Raw genomic sequence first — 18,545 nt, 5'->3', positions numbered from 1 at the left:
AACCAACACTCATATCCTTGTTATCTATAAACGTTAAGCTAGTAAGTTAGCGATATTTACTAAGTCATATGAGCTGAGTCATCTAATATTTAGATGAACAACTATTCTCTCTATTAATCTACTAGCCAAATAAGTCACTGTTATGTCAATACACTCTAAAAAATCAATACCTCAACGCCAGCAAGCAAAAATGCAAAACAAAACCTTAGTAATTGGGTTAACAGGCGGTATTGGCAGTGGTAAATCAGCGGCTAGCGATTGGTTCGCGGCACAAGGGATTGATATCATTGATGCTGACGTGATTGCTCATGAAGTAGTGGCGAAAGGCAGTCCCACTTTATACAAAATTCAGAAAAAACTTGGGGATTGGGTGGTTGACGCAGAGGGTAACATGGATCGGGCAGCTGTACGCACACATGTATTTGCTAATCCTGCTGCCCTTATTAAACTCGAAGAGATTACTCACCCCGCTATTCGTGAGACTGCGAAGAAACAACTGGCAGCAAGCACCTCACCGTATATTATATTATCAGCACCGCTACTAATTGAGGCAGCAGAGGCAGGGCTTGCTAATTTATGCCAACGTATCTTAGTTATTGATGCAGATGAAGATACTCAGCTTGCACGCGCAAGTTTGCGTGATGAGCAAAGTATGATTAAGATAAAAGCCATCATGGCTAACCAACTTGACCGAACTGAGCGTAATCGTCATGCTGACGATCTAGTCGTTAATGAAGAAGATTTAGCAAGTTTACATCAACAACTAGAACCACTACACCAAAACTATCTTAAGCTTGCCCAGCAGCTAAAGTACGCTGCCGATTGACCTCGTAAAGAGCCATACCTGTAGCAACACTGACATTGAGACTCTGTAGGTTGCCATGCTCGTTGCCCGACATGGGAATATATACCAGCTCGTCGCAACTTTCAGTAGTCAGTCTGCGCATGCCTTCACCTTCTGATCCCATAATTATAGCGGTCTTTCCAGTTAAATCTGCTGCGTGTATTGGTTTAGCATCTTCATTGAGTGCCGTACCGAACACAAATACACCTGCGTTTTTAATGCGTGTAAGTGTACGCGCTAGATTGGTCACACTAATAATAGGCATCATCTCAGCTGCCCCTACCGACACCTTAGCTACCGTCGGTGTTAAGCTTGCTGCATGATGCTTTGGACAAATGACCGCATCCACACCCATCGCTACTGCTGTACGCAAGCAAGCGCCAAAGTTGTGCGCATCGGTAATTTGGTCGAGGACCAATAATAAACATTGGTCGCGTCCAATAATAGTATCTAACAAACCTTCATCTGCAAACCCTAATGGCCGAGCATGCATTACAACGCCTTGGTGCTGCGGGCTACCACATAGTTGAGTAAGCTTGTCTTTTTGCGTCGGTTGCATACTGACGCCATTTGCTTGGGCTTGCGCAATAATGGCTTTTACATGACTATCGCTCTCACGACCTTGTTGCACAAATAAACTGAGCGCATCAAGCGGACGATGTTCAAGCAAAGCATCAATGGCATGAATACCATAAAAATAGCTGGGTTTTGCCATAATAGGCCTACTGATAAAAAGTGAATATCGCTTAGTACGATACGAGTTAGAATATTACGATATCTATAGATAACTTATCAAACATGAGTATAAGGGTAAATATAGATTATTGTCGCTGTTAAAATAAAAAGATTATAACCAAAGTGATGGTGCTACCTTGGTTATAACCTTATGTATGTGTCACTTTACGATTAACTGTCTCTTTAATACTAACCTTCTAGATGACAGACGTATTGTACAATTTCTTCGGTACGCAGGTTAAAACTGCTATTGCCTTCAACCACAAATGATTGACCAGCACGATAATAGCTGAATTCTTCATCACCATTAATTTTGACTTCACATTCACCGCTGGTAATCTCAATACGCTCAGAAGTATTGGTGCTAAAATGGTATCGCTCAACAGTATTATCACAGGGTAAAATGACACCCAATGTTTTGTGGCGACCATCTTCAAACATAATGGTATGGCTTGAACAACGCCCATCATATGATACTGTAGCTTGAGCATTGACCGTTACGTTAGTATATTGTGCCGCTGACATAGTGGCTTCCTTATCAAATAATTATTGCTAAACTAAAAAATAAGTGTCTTATGACATTACAGTTTAAACCTTCATCTCTAACACAGCTTATTTTAAAACAGCTGCTTTTAACATAGTTATTTTTTAAATAAACATATTATGTTATTGGTTCAATAACCTAAACCCTTATCCTTCAACGTTTCCGCGTCTATTCACTCAAAATCCCTAACGATAATATGTGTATATACTGTGGCAGAAGTTTATGATTAAGTGAGTTTATGCTACCACATTATATCTAAAAAGTTTGTTACAGCATTGCTGAAAATATCGTTCATGATTTAAACTAACTTTATACCATTACTCTTAAACCACTGCTATGTATACCGATATTGATATCAATTGATAAGTTTTAGTGTTGTAAAACAAGCATGTAATTAATTCAAAATAACGCACTAAACACAGTTGCTTTTCATAAGCCTTATAGTTAGTCTAACTGAGATTATTGATGATAATTTCCAAAAAATTTATGTGACTTTATACGAATAATAGCTACAAAAATTTGTATTTAAATTATGTTGTCACCATATATCATCTGACTGTTTGACCCTAATTAAGATCCTAACTATAAGATCTTATTCAATGTTAGTTGTCCACCATGAGAGACTTTAATGCTTTTATCGTTAACCTTATATCAGTTTGCGCTGATTGCTGAACATGAGCTAAGCGTTGCTGAAGGCTTTAATGTCATTACCGGTGAGACAGGGGCCGGCAAGTCGTTACTCCTTGATGCATTATCACTTTGTATAGGTGAGCGAGCAGATAGCGCAATGGTTAGACATGGTGCTGCTCATGCCGATATATATGCTCAGTTTGATGTGACAAGTAACACTATTATAGCCGATTGGTTTATTCAAAATGAGCGCTCGTTGGATGAGCCGGAAATCTTGATTCGACGCCAACTCAGCAATAGTGGGCGTTCAAAAGCATGGCTGAATGGTACGCCCGTGAGCTTAGCAGAATTGAAAAGTTTAGGTGCACTACTCGTCAATATCCATAGCCAACATGCCCAACAAGCGCTGCTAAAGCCGCAGTTTGTGGTGCAATGGCTTGATGAGATGGCGCAGCTGACAACACTAGCGGCGCAAACCGCTAGTAGCTACCAACAGTATCAACGACTAAAACGCCAAGCGGACGAGATTGCTAGTCGTGAAGCTCAGCGCCAAGACCGTATCCAGCTCTTGCAAAGCCAACTAGCAGATATTGCACCATTGTTAGCCGTCGATTATGCGGATGTCGAAGCCGAGCACGAAGAGCTTTCTAACATAGAAGCTTTGATGACGGAGGCCAGTCATGGTCTGCACCTGCTTGATAATGACACTGATGAGCCAGACGTCATGACCTTGCTAGGTCAAGCGATTAAACTGTGTGATAACCAAATGAGCGTCAGCCAAACTTTTGAGCAAGCCTCTGAGCAGCTACATCTAGCACAACAGCAGATCACTGAGGTGACTGCTATGCTTTCAGATTATGCTGAACAGCAATTACCTGATCCTGAGCGCTTGCAAGCGTTAGATAGCCTTATCAGTCTAGGGCATCGCTTATCACGCAAACATAGCTTGCCAGCTAGCGACTTAATCGCTGAAGCTAAAATGTGGGAAGCGCAGTTAGAGCAATTAGAAAATGAGCCAAGCAGTGATGCAATGGCGGCGCAAATTGAGCAAGCATGGCAAGACTATTTAGCGCTAGCTACGCAATTAAATAAAGAACGCTCGAAAGCGGCGCCAGTTGTAAGTAAACAACTTATCAAGCAATTACAGCCTCTTGCCCTGCCTAATGCGCGCTGTGAATTTGTCTTTACCAAAAAGGCAGATCCTAATCATTATAATGCGCAAGGCTGTTATGACATCGACCTGTTATTCAGTGCCAACGTTGGTATGCCGATGCAGCCGCTACATAAAATTGCCTCGGGTGGTGAATTGTCGCGTATGGCGTTGGTCATGCAAGTCTTGCAAGTAACCAATGCTGATAACAATGCTGCTAAGCCTATGCTGGTCTTCGATGAGGTTGATGTCGGTATTAGTGGCGGTACTGCGCAAGTAGTCGGTGAATTACTACGTACACTTGGGCAAACGCAGCAACTACTAGCGATTACGCATCAAGCACAAGTCGCCGCTCAAGCGCATCAGCATATTCTAGTACAGAAGCATCATCATGAGCAGACACAAAGCGAGCTGATTATCTTGACCAAAGATGCACAGGTAAATGAGCTGGCGCGTATGTCAGGCGGTGTGAACATCACTGATGTCACTCGTGAGCACGCACGTAGTTTATTAACCGATGTAAAATAGAAAAACATTGTTAATAAATACGTTGTTGATAAATACGTTGGTAATAGAAAATTAATCCTCATCTCAAGTCTGTTGATTTTTGCTTCTGTTTATTTTCTATATTGCTTTTCTATTTAGTATCGCCATATAGTAGTGTCTAATCTTTTTTATGTTGCGTTTGCCTCTATGTCCAAAGCTAACTTGACCCATCACTTCTTAATTGCAGCGCCTGATCTATCAGACCCACGGTTTGAGAAGGCGCTAATCTATATCTGTCGCCATGATAAACAAGGTGCGTTAGGTTTAATGGTGAATCGTCCACTCGAGCAAGCGCATGTGGGTAAGCTATTAGAAGATTTAGATATCGATGTCACTAATCCTCAGGTTATGGAGGATTTGGCGTTAGAAGGCGGTCCGATGTATCCTGAAGTAGGCTTTGTGCTGCATACCGGTCAGCCAGAATGGGCATCCTCTTTTGCTATCTCAGAAAATGTCTGCATCACTACTAGCCAAGATATTTTGCAACGTATCGCCGCAGGTCAAGGCGTTGGGCACTACCAGCTATGCCTAGGCCACGCCAGCTGGGGCAAAAAACAACTCGATCGTGAGCTTGAAAGCGGCGATTGGCTAGTATGTCCTGCTGATTTAACTTTATTGTTTGATACGCCTTTTGAAGAACGTTGGCAGCTTGCCGCTGAAAAAATCGGGGTTAACTTTGATTATCTCAGTAGCGATATCGGTCATGCATAGCATATTTGCTATGACATCCAAAAGTAACATCTAAGTTAAAGCAGTTAAACTAAACGAGTTGAGCTTAATAGAAATAGGAAGTACGCATAATTATGGTAGATCCTGATACTACCCTTGAAGCGACCGACACTACTGTCGCCGAACCAGCCATTAAGCCGCATCTTATCTTAGCTTTAGATTATGGGGTTAAAAAGATGGGCATGGCGCTGGGCAATACGATTACCGAAACTGCACGTGCGTTCGATATTTTGGCGATGGATAATGGTCAGCCAGATTGGGATAATTTGTTAGGCATTATCAAGGTGTGGGGCGTGGCAAAGGTTGTGGTCGGGTTACCACTTAACATGGATGGGAGCAGCTCGATGCTGTCAAAGCGTGCGCATAAATTTTCTCGTCGCCTAGCGCATAGAATTATGGAGCAGCATCTACCAGTGGTAGTGACCCTTTGTGACGAGCGCCTGACTTCAGTCGCAGCGCGAGAAATTGCGTGGGAGAATGGTTGGATTAAGCATGAGCGCGACCCAATCGATGATATCTCCGCCTGTATCCTGATGTCGACTTACTTTGCTGATCCCAGTAGCAGTATCGCCATCGACGCGATTAAAGCGGATTAAGATAGCAGTAAGTCCATTGCTAATATACCGCGCCTCTTTGCTATATCATCTAAACGAATAAATGACTGATTAATATGACCACTGTCTCAGACCAATCTTTGCAAAACAAGTCGCAACGTGGCTTTGCGCCGCTAGCGATTGCGCGTATCAAAGGCGCTCAGCGAGCAAACCAAATAGCGATTTATCTTATTTATGCCGCTATTCTCGCCTTTATGGTCTTTGGCACCATTGCCAGTATCAAAGCCTTTCATGACAATCAATTGCTTTATCAACTCTTCTATAACTTGCCCTATGCCTTGGTTGCGCTCACGATTCCCATTACCATTTACGATGCGTTGGTTATTTATCGTTATCGCTTAAATCAGCCATCGATGATTGCTATGAGTATTGGCGTATCGACGATCATATTGGTTGGCGGGCTATTATTTGCCGATACTGCTTGGTTGGGGTTATCTTGTTGGCTTGGGGTAGCGTTTTTATTCAAAGTTAGCTTTAAGCGCTTTTTTAACTTTTTAGAAACTGAAGAAGAAGCCGAAATCGCTGAAGAAGTGTAAAACAGCTGAACAGAAAATAATGCTAAGCAATAGATAGCAAAGAACTTTCTTAACCATACTTTATTAATTTAAAACGACGACTATGACTACTTCAATATCTGATAGCACGATTCAACATCATCTAGATACCCAAGGGCTTATTTGCCCTGAGCCAGTGATGATGCTGCATCGAATCATTCGTAAAGCCGAAGCCGGTGCGGTGATTGAGATACTCGCCACTGACCCTGCAACCACTCGCGATATTCCTAATTTTTGCCGTCATTTGGGGCATGAGCTTGTGCAGCAAGAAACGCTTGCTGAAAATGTACCTTTAAATGTCGATCCGGATGAAATCACAGTTGCTGACGATAATAACGCGCCTATCAGCGCCACGCTTTATCGGTATTTGGTCAAGAAAAAGAATGCTTAAATGCATTTGATTGACCCTAAAGCATTATTAACCTAAGAGCACTAAGAACGTCAGTACATTAATAAAGTAACAGCAGTAATAGCAGTAATAGCATCAAGATATCTTTGCTTTGTACGAAACATATCATTCACAAATTAAAGGTAGATAGCGTGTTAGCAACCCAAAAGCAGTATGTGCAGTGGCAGGAAAACAAAGACGGAAACGAAACCTTACATCAAGCACTTTGGTTGTCTGAGAGCAATCATATGCCGCCTGCGCGTATTGTATTGATTGATGATAAAACGACCGCAGATGAGGCTTACCGTTTGGCTTGCGAGGGCACTTCATTACTGTGGCGCGGTGACTTTCATAATGCCAAGCAATTGCTACAAGCGCTCAACCGACGTATCGAGCGTACCAATGAGCGCTCTGAGCAGCGTAAAATAAAAAAAGCAGCAAATCAGTCTGCTAAGTCTAATAAAACTGCAGTTGAATCTTCAGAGTTATCCAAAGACATTCCCAACTTATTTCATCAGCAGCGCCAAATCCAAGCGCAACGTGCGCGTATCTTAAGCCGCTTGCTATTAGAACTTGATGCCAATTATGTCAGCCAATTACGCCGCGCTCCTGATGTCAGTGCCGCTTGTACAGCAGCTTTTGGCGAGCTGAAAGAGTCGTGTGTGCTGTCATTTCGTGATTTGCAAGGGGCGCTTGGCGCAGCACAGTGGCGCGAAAAAGGTGTACCGATTGAAAGTTTAGGTTTATCGATTTTCCCGCATTATGGCGTTTTTGCGCCAACCCGCCATGAGTATGTGCAGCTATTGCTCGATGCGCCATTGCCAAAAATTCATGATGTCGCCTATGATATCGGTACGGGCACTGGCTTGCTGGCAATTATCTTAGCGCAGCGCGGTATAAATCAGGTAATTGCCACCGACTTAAATCCGCGTGCTTTGGCCTGCGCCAGCGAAAACTTTACGCGCCAAGGGCTAGCTAACTTAAAGTTGCAGCAAGCAGACCTTTATCCGACTGATGCGCCACTTGCCAATCTGATCGTTTGTAATCCACCTTGGTTGCCCGCTAAGCCCAGCTCACCCCTTGAGTACGCCGTCTATGATGCCAATAGCACGATGCTGCGTGGGTTTTTGCAGGGCGCAAAACAGCAATTAACCGAGCAAGGAGAGGTCTGGCTGATTCTATCGGATTTGGCTGAACATTTGCAGCTGCGTACTCGTGATGAGTTATTAGGCTGGTTTGCAGATAGCGATTTAGCAGTAAAATACCGTCTCGATACAAAACCTAAGCATGGTCGCAGCCAAGATGAGACTGATCCGCTATTTGCGGCGCGCAGTGCGGAAGTCACCTCGTTATGGTGTTTAGAGCGTGCTTAACATTCAATCACTGAGTATCGTCTTATGAGCCGCGACCGTGCCGTACAACAGCGCCAACCAAAAGCGCTGGCGGTTGATGATGAACCCGCTTATATCACTGAGTTTCGTCAAGCGATGCTGGCACGTGGGCTTGCAACACGTACGCGTAATGCTTATGTGCGAGACCTGCGTTCTTGTGAGCTGACCAATCCTATTGCCCTTACACGCTGGCAGCCTGACGATGTGCTGCACTGTCTATCAATGCTTACTCAAGATGGCAAGACCCCGCGCACGCAAGCACGCATGCTCTCAAGCTTACGGCAGTTCTACCTGTGGATGATTGCCAGCAATCTGCGTGAAGATAATCCTTGCGAGCGTATCAAAAGTCCAAAGCTTGGACGCCCATTGCCCAAAGACTTGGCAGAAGCAGATGTCGATAATCTTCTTGCCGCACCCGATAGCAGTACTGCGTTAGGTCTACGCGATAAAGCCATGCTGGAAGTGCTCTATGCGTGCGGTCTGCGTGTCAGCGAGCTGATTAATCTGTCACTAGAGCAAGTCAATCTCAATTCAGGCTGGCTACAAATTACGGGTAAGGGTAATAAAACTAGGCTAGTGCCATTGGGTGAATACGCGGCGGATGCGCTAGAAGATTATCTAACGCATGCCCGTGGTGATTTGATTGCGCATTTGAAATCGGGTAATTGCCAAGCGGTGTTCTTGACAGCGCAAGGCGGCTATATGACACGGCAGAACTTTTGGTATCTATTAAAGAAATACGCCAAAATCGCCAGTATCGATAAAGAGCTATCGCCGCATACCTTACGTCACGCCTTTGCCACTCATTTGCTCAATCACGGCGCAGACTTGCGTAGCGTGCAGTTATTATTGGGGCACAGTGATTTATCAACGACACAGATTTATACCCATGTGGCGACGGCGAGATTGCAGAAGTTGCATGCCGAGCATCATCCGAGAGGTTAGTATTTTTATTTTGTAAAATTGGATTCATCAAACAATATTCCTAAGTCTTTTAGCCTAATTTCAACTGCTTTTTTTGACACGTTAAAATACCTAGAAAGACCCACCAGTACGTTGTTCACCATAATTTTATTACATTCTTGCTTATCATTGTATAGAAATACTTTTCCCCTAGGTGTTAGACCTAACTTGTTATAAATCTCTAGAAAATATTCTAAGAAAGGCGTTTTAGGCATAAGAATGCAAGACGCCAAATAGTTCGCTTGAAACTCTAACTTGCTGATAAATTCGTTTTTGTTTCTACTTTCTCCATTCAGATCTTCCGTCAACAAAACATCTTTTATCAAGTATCTACCATGATCTAACAATATGTGTGAAAGCTCATGCGCTAATGTAAACCTATTTCTATGCAAGTTGTCATCGCTCTGTTTATACAAATAAATTTCTTGTTGAATAAAATCTATTTTCCCAAGCAATCGGTGGTCGTGATCTGTTACTGAGCTATGCTGAAGAAACCGTACAACTAAACTTGGTAAACTAAGCGTATTGACAGGAGTTTACCATGACCAAGAAAGTAAGAACCTACAGTGACGAATTTAAAGCAGAAGCTGTTAAAAAGATAGCAGACAATAACGGTAATGTTTCAGCCACAGCCAAGCAACTTGGCATAGCGATGCAAACGTTATCTAACTGGCAGAACAAAGCCAATCAAGGCAAGCTTATCGGCACAGAACAATATGATCCCGATCTTATGAGTGCTCTTCAAGAAATAAAGCAGCTCAAGCGGCAGCTTAAAGTAGCCGAAGAGGAGCGCGAAATTCTAAAAAAGGCGACGGCGTACTTTGCAAGGCACAGCTAGTCAGGTACGCCTTCATCAAAGATAACCAGCACCTCTTTCGCATCACCACTATGTGCCGCGTGCTAAGTGTTAAGTTATCAAGCTATTACGACTGGCTGGGTCGTGATCTCAGCGACCAACAGATACATCGCAATCAGTGTGAACTACTGGTTAAAGTCGCTCATACTCAGACCAAGCAGTGCTATGGCGTAGATCGACTGCATGCCCACCTAAGAGCGCAAGGGTACGATATCAGCCAATATATGGTTAGAAGCATCAAAGAAGAATACGGCATTAAATGCCGTCGTCACAAGCGCTTTAAAGTCACCACTGACTCCGATCATAACAAGCTGGTTTATCCAAACGTGCTGGATCAGAAGTTTGATGCAAACCGTCCTAATGATGCATGGGTAAGCGATATTACTTATATCTGGACTGCTGAGGGCTGGTTGTATTTGGCAGGCGTTAAAGATTTATATACCAAAGAGCTTGTCGGCTATGCTATCAACAAACGCATGACTGCTGACTTGGTTTGCCGTGCACTCAATATGGCAATCAAAAACAAACGACCTAATAAAGGATTAATTGTGCATTCAGACAGAGGCAGTCAGTACTGTAGCCATGCCTACCACAAAATCATTAAGCAGCATCACTTTATAGGCTCTATGAGTGGTCGTGGCAATTGTTATGACAATGCGCCAATAGAAAGCTTCTGGGGCATATTAAAGAATGAGCTAATATATCATAAGGACTATAAAACACGATTCACAGCCATTACTGACATCATCAAATATATCGAGCTGTATTACAATCAGACTAGGATTCAAAAGGGTTTGGGCTATAAATCGCCAAGACAGGTGTGGTTTGACTTTTATCGTCAGGCTGCGTAACTAAAATCTCCCAAGTTTAGTTCTACGGGATTGACAGCAGGGGTCATACATCTTTAACAATAGTTATATGAGACAAAGCATCAAGTAGGACTATTTCATCTAAACTGACTAAACCATCTGAATAATCGATCTCCATCAATAAGCTTTCGGCTAAACTTTCTAAACCCGCTTTAGGAATGAAATCCACTTTTTGATTAGAGTTATTAAATGGTTGTCCCCTCAAGAATTTAATATAGTCTTCTATTCCAAAAAACCATTGGTTTTGTGCATACATCATATAAGATAGGTTACTTGATTTAGGGATTTCTCCTTTAACAAAGATATCTTCAATATCGTATTTACTATCAACATCTTGATATCTATATTTACGATTTAGTATATGCGTCAGAGTTCTTTCACTGTTTAACTTTACAAGTCCTACACCTCTATTTTTTGCTTTATTGAAAGCTCCTTCAGCAAGATTAGAGCTAATCGCCATTATCGGACGTATTTTATAAGTCAGCTCGCCTTCTGAAATATCTCGAATATCATCTAGAAATTTGCCTAGTTGGTCTACACCTACTGCACCTTTATAGTCCTTGCATTCGATTAGTAATAAATTTGACATGTTAGGCAGTCCAACGTCTTGATATATTTCTATAGCAATATCAAACTCAATATCTTTTTCCCTGTACCTTGAGTAATACTTTTTCTTTCTGAACGCTTTGATATGGGCATTGGGATTTATTGTAGTCTTATTATCTTTAATCTCTTTTAAAAATAGTTCATATATTACTTTCTCAAAATCATCACCTTTTTTTGTAGTATTCATACTTATCCTTAAGATCTTTTATATCCATTCTATAGTAAACCAAATATGGCTCCAACAGACAGATAGACAACGGAAGGTAACGATAGCAAAAGCACGCGTAGGCTAGGCTTTTAGCCTACAGATTAACTGTAGGGTGCGTCCAGCGCACTAATGTTAAGCATTATCTTGATTAAGATGCGCAAGGCATAACTTGCGGTGCAGTTTAGCCGTGACTGTCGCGGTATCCTGTGCGTCTGAGCGGACTGCGTCACTTAGCTGAGAGCAGTATCGCTGAGCAGGAATGCCATCAGCCAATAGTGACCGCCCCGCTCGGAGGTACAGATACAAGCAGAAGGCGCGATTGGCTCCCATCACAATCTCTACAATATAACTCTGCGCCATACAATCTTATCAATCGATAGCTGCAAACCTCTCCTTTTCTCGTTACAATACCCTTCATGATTTACACGCTGTTTAATTAGGCCGCGTACCACCTTTTATTTATCCAATATCCGAGATATTCTATGAGCCATAGACCCCCTGCTGACCTATTGAAAAACGCCCAACATTGGCGTGAAGATATTAATTTTCGCCAAGATGTGCTGGGCAAGCCGTTTGATTTCGCGACCACGTGGGGCATTTTTTCACCGCAAAAGCTAGATGATGGCAGTTTGATGCTGCTTGATTACGTTGATTTTCAAGCGGATGATGATTCGATAGATTTGGGCTGTGGCTATGGCGTGCTCGGTATGACAGCGGCGCGTGAATGTCCGAATGGTCTGCATACTTTAATTGATAAAGACTTTATGGCAGTGGAATATGCGCGTCTGAACTGTGAGAAAAATGGTCTAAAAAATATTGATGTACATTTATCAAACGGCTTTAATCATGTGGCAAAAGACAAAGACTTTAGCCTCGTAATGTCCAACTTGCCAGCCAAGGTAGGAAAAGAGCAGCATTATCTATATTTCCTCGATGCCTATGCGCGCATGCGTAAAGGTGGGCGTTTCTATGTGGTGACGATTAATGGCTTGCGCCAGTTTATGAAGCGCTCATTTACTGAAGTGTTCGGTAATAGCGAAAAAATTAAACAAGGTAAGACTTATACAATTACTATGGCAACCAAAGACTAATAGGCAAATCGATATAAGCGCGCTACCGCGTCAATCTCTTTTGACATACTACGGTATAGTCTGCAGTCGGTTTCCTTGTATCGCCGCTATCTAGATTTGACTATCACTTATCAAGCATTAAAAAACACGCTAAAGTTATCGGCTTTAGCATGTTTTTTGTGTCTGAATGCTTTTAGCTACATCTGTCGTTTTATGAGATAAAAACCCAACGCCGCACTACCGATAATCGGTAACAACACCATTAATAAAGGTGAAAAGCCAGTCGCCAATGAGACAAAGCCCACTAAATCCTGAACGTAACTAAACAGCAAACCAAAGAGTAAAGCCACCACAATACGCAAGCCTAAGCTATGGGTGCGCAGCGAGCCAAAGACAAAGGAGCAAGCGACAATCACCAGTGACAAGATGGACAAAGGTGACAGCAGCTTCTGCCAAAATGATAGCTCATGATCTAAGGAACGTTTGCCTTGCTGCTGCATAAATTGTCGATGTTTATAGAGCTGAGTGAGCGATAAGTCTTCTGCTTCACGTGTCAGTAAATAAACAGATTCGGGTGCAAAGGGCAGGCTTAAAGTATTCAATGGGGCTCTAGACTGACTGCTCTCGAAGCCTTGATTAATAGTCAGCTCAGTCATATTGTTCAGCTGCCACTCATAACGATATTGCTCGCTCGGTTCGGTACTGGCAGTAGGCGCTGGTATACGTCCACTATAACGTCCGCCTTCAGCATGAGTAGCTGTTTGCAAATTGCCATCATTATCCAAATGCCAACGCTTGACCTCTCCGATGTTGCCTTGTACATCCGCATAATCAATATACAAAATATCACTACCATCAGGCTGTGCGTCACCATCATTATTACTGGCAAAGCGTGGCTGCATAGTCCAATAGCCGCGTACAGAAGTGACCAGCGAACTACTGTCTTCGTTATTAATCCCTTTTGCCAATTGATTCGAATGCGGCAGTACGAACTGATTGATAGCCAGTGCGAGTATTACAAAAATCAAAGCCGGTTGCAGTACCCAACCGACGATACGATAAATACTGACACCAGCGGCGCGCATGACCACCAGCTCACTCTTACTGGCTAGTAACCCTAAACCTACCACGGCACCAAGTAGCGCACCAGTCGGCATGAATTGCTCTAAGAAATAGGGTGAGCGGTAAAAAATATATCTGAGCGCATCAGACATAGTGTAGCTATCGGTCAGATCCTCAAGCTCAGACAAGTAGGTAAATAGGACTTGTAACGCCCATAGCCCAACTACTGCGGCGATAATCGCGAGAAGTGCATTGGTTTTGACATAACGTCCCAGCACTTTTAAGTTAGAAGACGGGCTTTGAGAGACTTGAACTTTAGATAACAAGGAGCGCATTATAGTTGCCCTCCATTAGAGTCTTTTCTTAAATTATCGACAGAGCCTAATGACTTATCTTCTAAACGCACACGCAATCGATGCTGGAATCGGCTACCCCAGTTCATATAAAGCGCCAATGCCATAAACCCTAATACCAACCATGCATATGCCCATACGCTCACACTGCCTTTACCCACGGCATTCTTCAAAGATATGATACCTAGTGCACAGCTGACAAATAATAAAATAGAGGGGAACAGGCGTAACCAGCGACCTTGACGCGGACGTACTTGCGCAAGTGGCACTGCCAACATAGGAGCGATAATCATCAGCCAAGGTAAGGCAAAGCGATAGCCAAGCTCACCTTGTGCCGCACGTAATGCGTTAACACTACCAACTTGCGCGCCACCAGTTGCCGCTTGCCATAACTGCCCAATTTTTTGGGTTTCGATATTATTCTCAGTCACTATCTCTTTAGAGGATTCAGTCAAAGTAATACGGTAACGATCAAAGCCCACTTGATTATATTTAAGACTTCCTGCGCCCACTTCATAGCGGCGACCTTGAAATAAATCTAGCTGCGTCACGCCGCTACTTGCACTGTCTACTTGCTCAGCGCGTTTAGCCAAAGTAATGGTATCTTTGCTAATAGACTGATTACTATTCTTCATAGTATCAATCAACTCTTTGGGTAACTCAGGGCTGTTTACAGTATTTGCCGTATTTATATCTGGGGCAGATAGGTTTTTAGTAGAGCTGCCTTTTTTAATAGGCTCAGACTGGATAAGTACCACATCTTGCAGTTGCTTTTTATCGTCACTGAGACTGCCTACATACAGATGATAATTACCACTACTGATAAACTCATTAGGTCGAATCAAGTCAAAAGCGCTGGTTAATGCTTGCTGCTGCCAAACAGTCTCAGATGAGCGCACGCCCCACGGTTTGCCGACAATCGATAATGCCGCTTCACCCACAAACAATGCCAAGATTAATGGCGTCATCAATCGGGCAAGCTTACCACGTGAGACCCCACTGGCATTAATAACCGCCATCTCTTGATCGACATACAAGCGTCCGAACACCAGCATTAATGCAATAAAAAATGCCAGTGGTAAAATAAGCTCTAAGAAATACGGCAAGTTATAACCAATAATGATAAATAACAGGCTGACATCTAAGTTGCCTTCAGCGGCAATTCCAAAGTAACGAATCAGGCGTCCACCGAGCATCATCACCACCAAAAACCCCAATACTAAAGCGGTAGTGGAGGCAACCTGACGGGTCATGTAGCGGCGTAATATCACAATAGGTACTCTTAAACAGTTGGTATTCGCGCGATTTGGCGCGTGCTTATTGACAAATTTCAGCGTGGTATCTAGATATTGTAGGCGTAGCGCTTTTCATACGAATACTTAAATAGTTGTAAACGTAACTAAGTCACTTATTAGCTATACCGTATAAAAATTAGCGATTAAGATAACCGCTAATGCTAGCATGTTTTGGCAAAAAATAGCGGTGAAATGTGTTTGAAAACATTACCTAACCCTTGCTAGTTACGTATTTGTACGTTTTTTTGTGAGTTGACAGACGATATGATAAAGAAACAATAAAACTTAACAACAGCTGAAGATAAGCGAATTTAATAATATGAAGTCTTTGGTTTATTTAATTTAGAAAGGTTTGTTTGTCATTCGTATCACTCACCGAATATCGCCAGTATTAATTGCTAAACTCGTTAACTGTCAGCACTTATTAATATTAATATCCAGAACTTACTATCCGGAAATTGCCAATAGTCAGAATTCATACTCATAACGCACAATGGAGAATAAAATGTCTAATCCTTCTACCCTACTTGAGTTAGCTGGTGGTGAATTTGATAAGCTCGATTGGTCAAATTGCGCTGTCGTCTTTATTGATTATCAAAGCGAATACGTGAACGGTGCTATGCCGCTAGGTCAATTAGGTAGCAAGGCGATTGCAAACGCAAGCCTGCTGCTTGATAAAGCCCGTAAAGAAGATATCCCTATCTTTCATGTCGCTCATCATGGTGCAGATAATGGCAATGTCTTTGATCCATTATCCTCTAACGTCGCTATTGTTGACGATCTAAAACCGATGGATGGCGAAAAAACTATCACCAAGAAGCACCCTAATGCTTTTTACAACACTGACCTTAAAGAACTTATCTCATCTACTCAAAAACAGCAGATTATTTTTGCTGGTTTTATGAGTCATATGTGTGTCAGCTCAAGCGTAAGGGCTGCTTTTGATTTAGGCTTTCAGAATTTCGTCTGCCATGATGCTTGTGCCACTCGTGACCTTCCTAGTGACAAAAGAGAGACGATAAGTGCTGACATCATGCATGATACTGCTATGGCAGCTTTGCAAGATAGATTTGCAGCTTTAGTCTCGACTGATGAACTGGTCAATGCTTAATCGCCAATAAGTTGATCGCTCATAGATGACAAGTTAAGTAAAATAGCGCAGAAAATTGTATGAAAACATTACCTAATCCCTGCCATCTGCGCACTGAGTAGCTGATATGCTACACTATAAAGATAGCTAAACATGCTAACCAATTTAACTCTATGCAGTCATGGTAAGAACGCTTTTATCACTCTAGGTGCAGGATTCACCAATCTCGAATGAGTGATAAATAAGCTATGCGTGACATTTTTTTATTTTAAAAATTTGATGTGAAATATTTGCATTAATTGTAGATTTAATCGCCAATATTATTTGCATCATTTGTTTACGATTCTAGTTTTACCACTCTAATAAGGATAACTATATGAATATTAAATTATCTCAGCACCTGCCTAAAACTCATACGCAAAAGATTCTAAAAAAAGAAGCGAAGAGTAAAGACGAAGCTTGCCTAGTGGTCTTGGTTGATGACAAGAAAAACATTCTTGCTGCATCAGCGTTAACTGATTATACCGCACGTATCGAGCAGTTGATTGAAGTCTCACACTTTAACGGTAAAGCCTGTGAAACGGTTGCTGATTATGCCTTAGCAGGTGACAAAAAAACCACCAAGCAAAATCCTGTCCAAGTGTTATTAGTCGGTGTAGGTAACGTTGATAAACTTAATGAAAACGTACTACAGAAAATTGCTAAGACCATCTATACCAGTACTCAAAAGCGTGTAGCATCTATTACTGTCGCGTTGGGTGATGCCTTAGATGAGAATCAATTCAGTCAATTCGCTCTTAATCTGTTAGCGGCGACTTATCGTTTTGATAAATATAAGTCTGAGCAGACTACGCCAGTACTTAACGATATCTATCTAGTAGCTGACGAGTCATTACAGCCTGCGCTAGAATTCGCAAAATCCGTGTTTGCTGGTCAAAGCTTAACTCGTGACGTGGCTAATGAGCCAGGTAATATCTGTTTCCCAGCGTATATGGCAGAACAAGCCGAAGCCCTTGCAAAAACGTATCCTGACTTGTTAAAAGTGACGGTACTAGGTGAAGACGAGATGTCAGCATTGGGTATGAACTGCTTCTTAGCGGTAGCACAAGGCTCTACTAAAGAAGGCAAGCTCGTGCTTATGGAGTATCGCGGTAAATCTAACTTCAGTGCGAATGCGGGCTCTACCAAAGAAACGACTAGCAGTGCGAAAGTTTCTGGTGGTCTAAAAGCATTGGCTGATAAATTACCGACCAAAACTTCTAACAAGAAATCTGCTAAAAATGCAGTGACAAGTAGTGATAATAATGCACAAGCTGTCAACGACGATGCTCCTATCGTATTAGTCGGTAAAGGCGTAACCTTTGATTCAGGTGGTATCTCAATTAAGCCAGGTGCGGCAATGGATGAGATGAAGTTTGACATGGGCGGCTCAGCAGCAGTACTGGGGACGATTAAAGCTCTATGTGAAGCGCGTCTGCCGATTAACGTCGTTGGTGCTTTAGCTTGCGCAGAAAACATGCCATCAGGTGATGCAACCCGCCCTGGCGATATCGTTAAAGCCATGAATGGCAAGTCAGTTGAAATCTTAAATACCGATGCTGAAGGCCGTTTAGTGTTAGCAGATACTTTATGCTACGTACAACGCTATCAGCCAACAGCCATCATCGATGTAGCAACATTGACTGGTGCTTGCGTGGTTGCTTTAGGTCATGTGCGCTCAGCAGTCTTTAGTAATGATGAAGACGTATTATTCGACTTAGAAAATGCTAGTAACTTATCGGGTGATCTCATTTGGCATATGCCGATGGATGACGAATATCAAGCGCAGCTCGATTCGCCAATCGCTGATATGCAAAATATCGGTGGTAAAGGTGCAGGGGCAGTAACTGCCGCATGCTTCTTATCGCGCTTCGTTGAAGAAGGTCAAGCATGGGCGCATTTAGACATTGCTGGCACGGCGTGGAACTCAGGCAAAGATAAAGCGGCAACTGGTCGCCCTGTGCCGTTATTTATGCAATACTTAAAAAACAGCGCAAATATGGCCTAAT

General features: G+C 42.6%; 19 protein-coding genes. 12 read left to right on the top strand and 7 right to left on the bottom strand.

The window, feature by feature from the left end; genetic code table 11:
• Nucleotides 1-142 precede the first annotated feature (142 nt).
• Entirely contained in the window at nucleotides 143-826 is a 684-nt protein-coding gene (coaE, locus tag AK825_RS00350) for a dephospho-CoA kinase (protein WP_068033670.1), read from the top strand.
• Here the strand turns inward: coaE and rlmB are convergent.
• Together rlmB and AK825_RS00340 are read right to left on the bottom strand one after the other, a co-directional pair.
• Nucleotides 789-1,559, bottom strand: a complete 771-nt coding sequence (rlmB, locus tag AK825_RS00345; protein ID WP_068033668.1) for a 23S rRNA (guanosine(2251)-2'-O)-methyltransferase RlmB — start codon at nucleotides 1,557-1,559, stop codon at nucleotides 789-791. The two genes, coaE and rlmB, sit on opposite strands and share 38 nt — an antisense overlap.
• 209 nt (nucleotides 1,560-1,768) lie before the next feature.
• Entirely contained in the window at nucleotides 1,769-2,104 is a 336-nt protein-coding gene (locus tag AK825_RS00340; RefSeq protein ID WP_068033666.1) for a pyrimidine/purine nucleoside phosphorylase, read from the bottom strand.
• Nucleotides 2,105-2,751: 647 nt separating this feature from the next.
• Between AK825_RS00340 and recN the strand changes: the two genes are divergently transcribed.
• The 7 genes from recN to xerD all read left to right on the top strand — a co-directional run bounded on the left by recN (nucleotide 2,752) and on the right by xerD (nucleotide 9,070).
• Nucleotides 2,752-4,431 carry a DNA repair protein RecN gene (recN, locus tag AK825_RS00335; protein ID WP_068033664.1) on the top strand — a complete coding sequence of 560 codons (1,680 nt, stop codon included), beginning with the start codon at nucleotides 2,752-2,754 and terminating at the stop codon, nucleotides 4,429-4,431.
• A 165-nt stretch (nucleotides 4,432-4,596) separates the two neighbouring features.
• Nucleotides 4,597-5,160 carry a YqgE/AlgH family protein gene (locus tag AK825_RS00330; protein ID WP_068033662.1) on the top strand — a complete coding sequence of 188 codons (564 nt, stop codon included), beginning with the start codon at nucleotides 4,597-4,599 and terminating at the stop codon, nucleotides 5,158-5,160.
• Nucleotides 5,161-5,252: 92 nt separating this feature from the next.
• Complete coding sequence (gene ruvX, locus AK825_RS00325; protein WP_068033660.1) at nucleotides 5,253-5,774, top strand: Holliday junction resolvase RuvX; 522 nt, start codon at nucleotides 5,253-5,255, stop codon at nucleotides 5,772-5,774.
• Nucleotides 5,775-5,848: 74 nt separating this feature from the next.
• Nucleotides 5,849-6,328 carry a hypothetical protein gene (locus tag AK825_RS00320; RefSeq protein WP_068033659.1) on the top strand — a complete coding sequence of 160 codons (480 nt, stop codon included), beginning with the start codon at nucleotides 5,849-5,851 and terminating at the stop codon, nucleotides 6,326-6,328.
• Nucleotides 6,329-6,410: 82 nt separating this feature from the next.
• Nucleotides 6,411-6,737, top strand: coding sequence for a sulfurtransferase TusA (gene tusA, locus AK825_RS00315; RefSeq protein ID WP_068033657.1), 327 nt, complete (start codon nucleotides 6,411-6,413; stop codon nucleotides 6,735-6,737).
• A gap of 149 nt (nucleotides 6,738-6,886) precedes the next feature.
• A complete protein-coding gene (locus AK825_RS00310) occupies nucleotides 6,887-8,107 on the top strand; it encodes a class I SAM-dependent methyltransferase (RefSeq protein ID WP_068033655.1) in 1,221 nt (406 codons plus the stop codon).
• Nucleotides 8,108-8,131: 24 nt separating this feature from the next.
• Nucleotides 8,132-9,070 carry a site-specific tyrosine recombinase XerD gene (gene xerD / locus AK825_RS00305; protein ID WP_068033653.1) on the top strand — a complete coding sequence of 313 codons (939 nt, stop codon included), beginning with the start codon at nucleotides 8,132-8,134 and terminating at the stop codon, nucleotides 9,068-9,070.
• Between the two features lie 5 nt (nucleotides 9,071-9,075).
• Here the strand turns inward: xerD and AK825_RS00300 are convergent, their stop codons facing one another.
• Complete coding sequence (locus tag AK825_RS00300; RefSeq protein ID WP_346243092.1) at nucleotides 9,076-9,480, bottom strand: ImmA/IrrE family metallo-endopeptidase; 405 nt, start codon at nucleotides 9,478-9,480, stop codon at nucleotides 9,076-9,078.
• Nucleotides 9,481-9,629: 149 nt separating this feature from the next.
• On the opposite strand from AK825_RS00300, the gene AK825_RS00290 reads away from it, so the two are divergent.
• A protein-coding gene (locus AK825_RS00290) for an IS3 family transposase (protein ID WP_149038736.1) occupies nucleotides 9,630-10,795 on the top strand; the annotation gives its coding sequence in 2 pieces (ribosomal slippage) (nucleotides 9,630-9,888 and nucleotides 9,888-10,795; 1,167 coding nt in all).
• A 43-nt stretch (nucleotides 10,796-10,838) separates the two neighbouring features.
• Here AK825_RS00290 and AK825_RS00285 read toward each other — a convergent pair.
• A complete protein-coding gene (locus tag AK825_RS00285; protein WP_068033645.1) occupies nucleotides 10,839-11,606 on the bottom strand; it encodes a hypothetical protein in 768 nt (255 codons plus the stop codon).
• A gap of 153 nt (nucleotides 11,607-11,759) precedes the next feature.
• The gene (locus AK825_RS00280) at nucleotides 11,760-11,987 is read right to left on the bottom strand and encodes a hypothetical protein (RefSeq protein ID WP_068033643.1); all 228 of its coding nucleotides are present in this window, start codon (nucleotides 11,985-11,987) and stop codon (nucleotides 11,760-11,762) included.
• 122 nt (nucleotides 11,988-12,109) lie between these two features.
• Here AK825_RS00280 and AK825_RS00275 point away from each other — a divergent pair, with 122 nt between their 5' ends.
• Entirely contained in the window at nucleotides 12,110-12,718 is a 609-nt protein-coding gene (locus AK825_RS00275; protein WP_068033641.1) for a methyltransferase, read from the top strand.
• 176 nt (nucleotides 12,719-12,894) lie between these two features.
• Here the strand turns inward: AK825_RS00275 and lptG are convergent, their stop codons facing one another.
• Both lptG and lptF read right to left on the bottom strand, forming a co-directional pair.
• Nucleotides 12,895-14,094 carry an LPS export ABC transporter permease LptG gene (lptG, locus tag AK825_RS00270; RefSeq protein ID WP_068033639.1) on the bottom strand — a complete coding sequence of 400 codons (1,200 nt, stop codon included), beginning with the start codon at nucleotides 14,092-14,094 and terminating at the stop codon, nucleotides 12,895-12,897.
• Nucleotides 14,094-15,365, bottom strand: coding sequence for an LPS export ABC transporter permease LptF (gene lptF / locus AK825_RS00265; RefSeq protein WP_068033637.1), 1,272 nt, complete (start codon nucleotides 15,363-15,365; stop codon nucleotides 14,094-14,096). The genes lptG and lptF overlap by 1 nt, the downstream gene beginning before the upstream one ends.
• A 547-nt stretch (nucleotides 15,366-15,912) precedes the next feature.
• Between lptF and AK825_RS00260 the strand changes: the two genes are divergently transcribed.
• Both AK825_RS00260 and AK825_RS00255 read left to right on the top strand, forming a co-directional pair.
• Entirely contained in the window at nucleotides 15,913-16,518 is a 606-nt protein-coding gene (locus AK825_RS00260; protein WP_068033634.1) for a cysteine hydrolase family protein, read from the top strand.
• A gap of 355 nt (nucleotides 16,519-16,873) precedes the next feature.
• Nucleotides 16,874-18,544, top strand: coding sequence for a leucyl aminopeptidase (locus AK825_RS00255; RefSeq protein ID WP_068033633.1), 1,671 nt, complete (start codon nucleotides 16,874-16,876; stop codon nucleotides 18,542-18,544).
• The last annotated feature ends 1 nt before the right edge of the window (nucleotide 18,545 follow it).

Source organism: Psychrobacter sp. P11G5, from assembly GCF_001593305.1.
Taxonomy (GTDB): domain Bacteria; phylum Pseudomonadota; class Gammaproteobacteria; order Pseudomonadales; family Moraxellaceae; genus Psychrobacter.
This window is presented reverse-complemented; position numbering and strand designations above follow the sequence as displayed.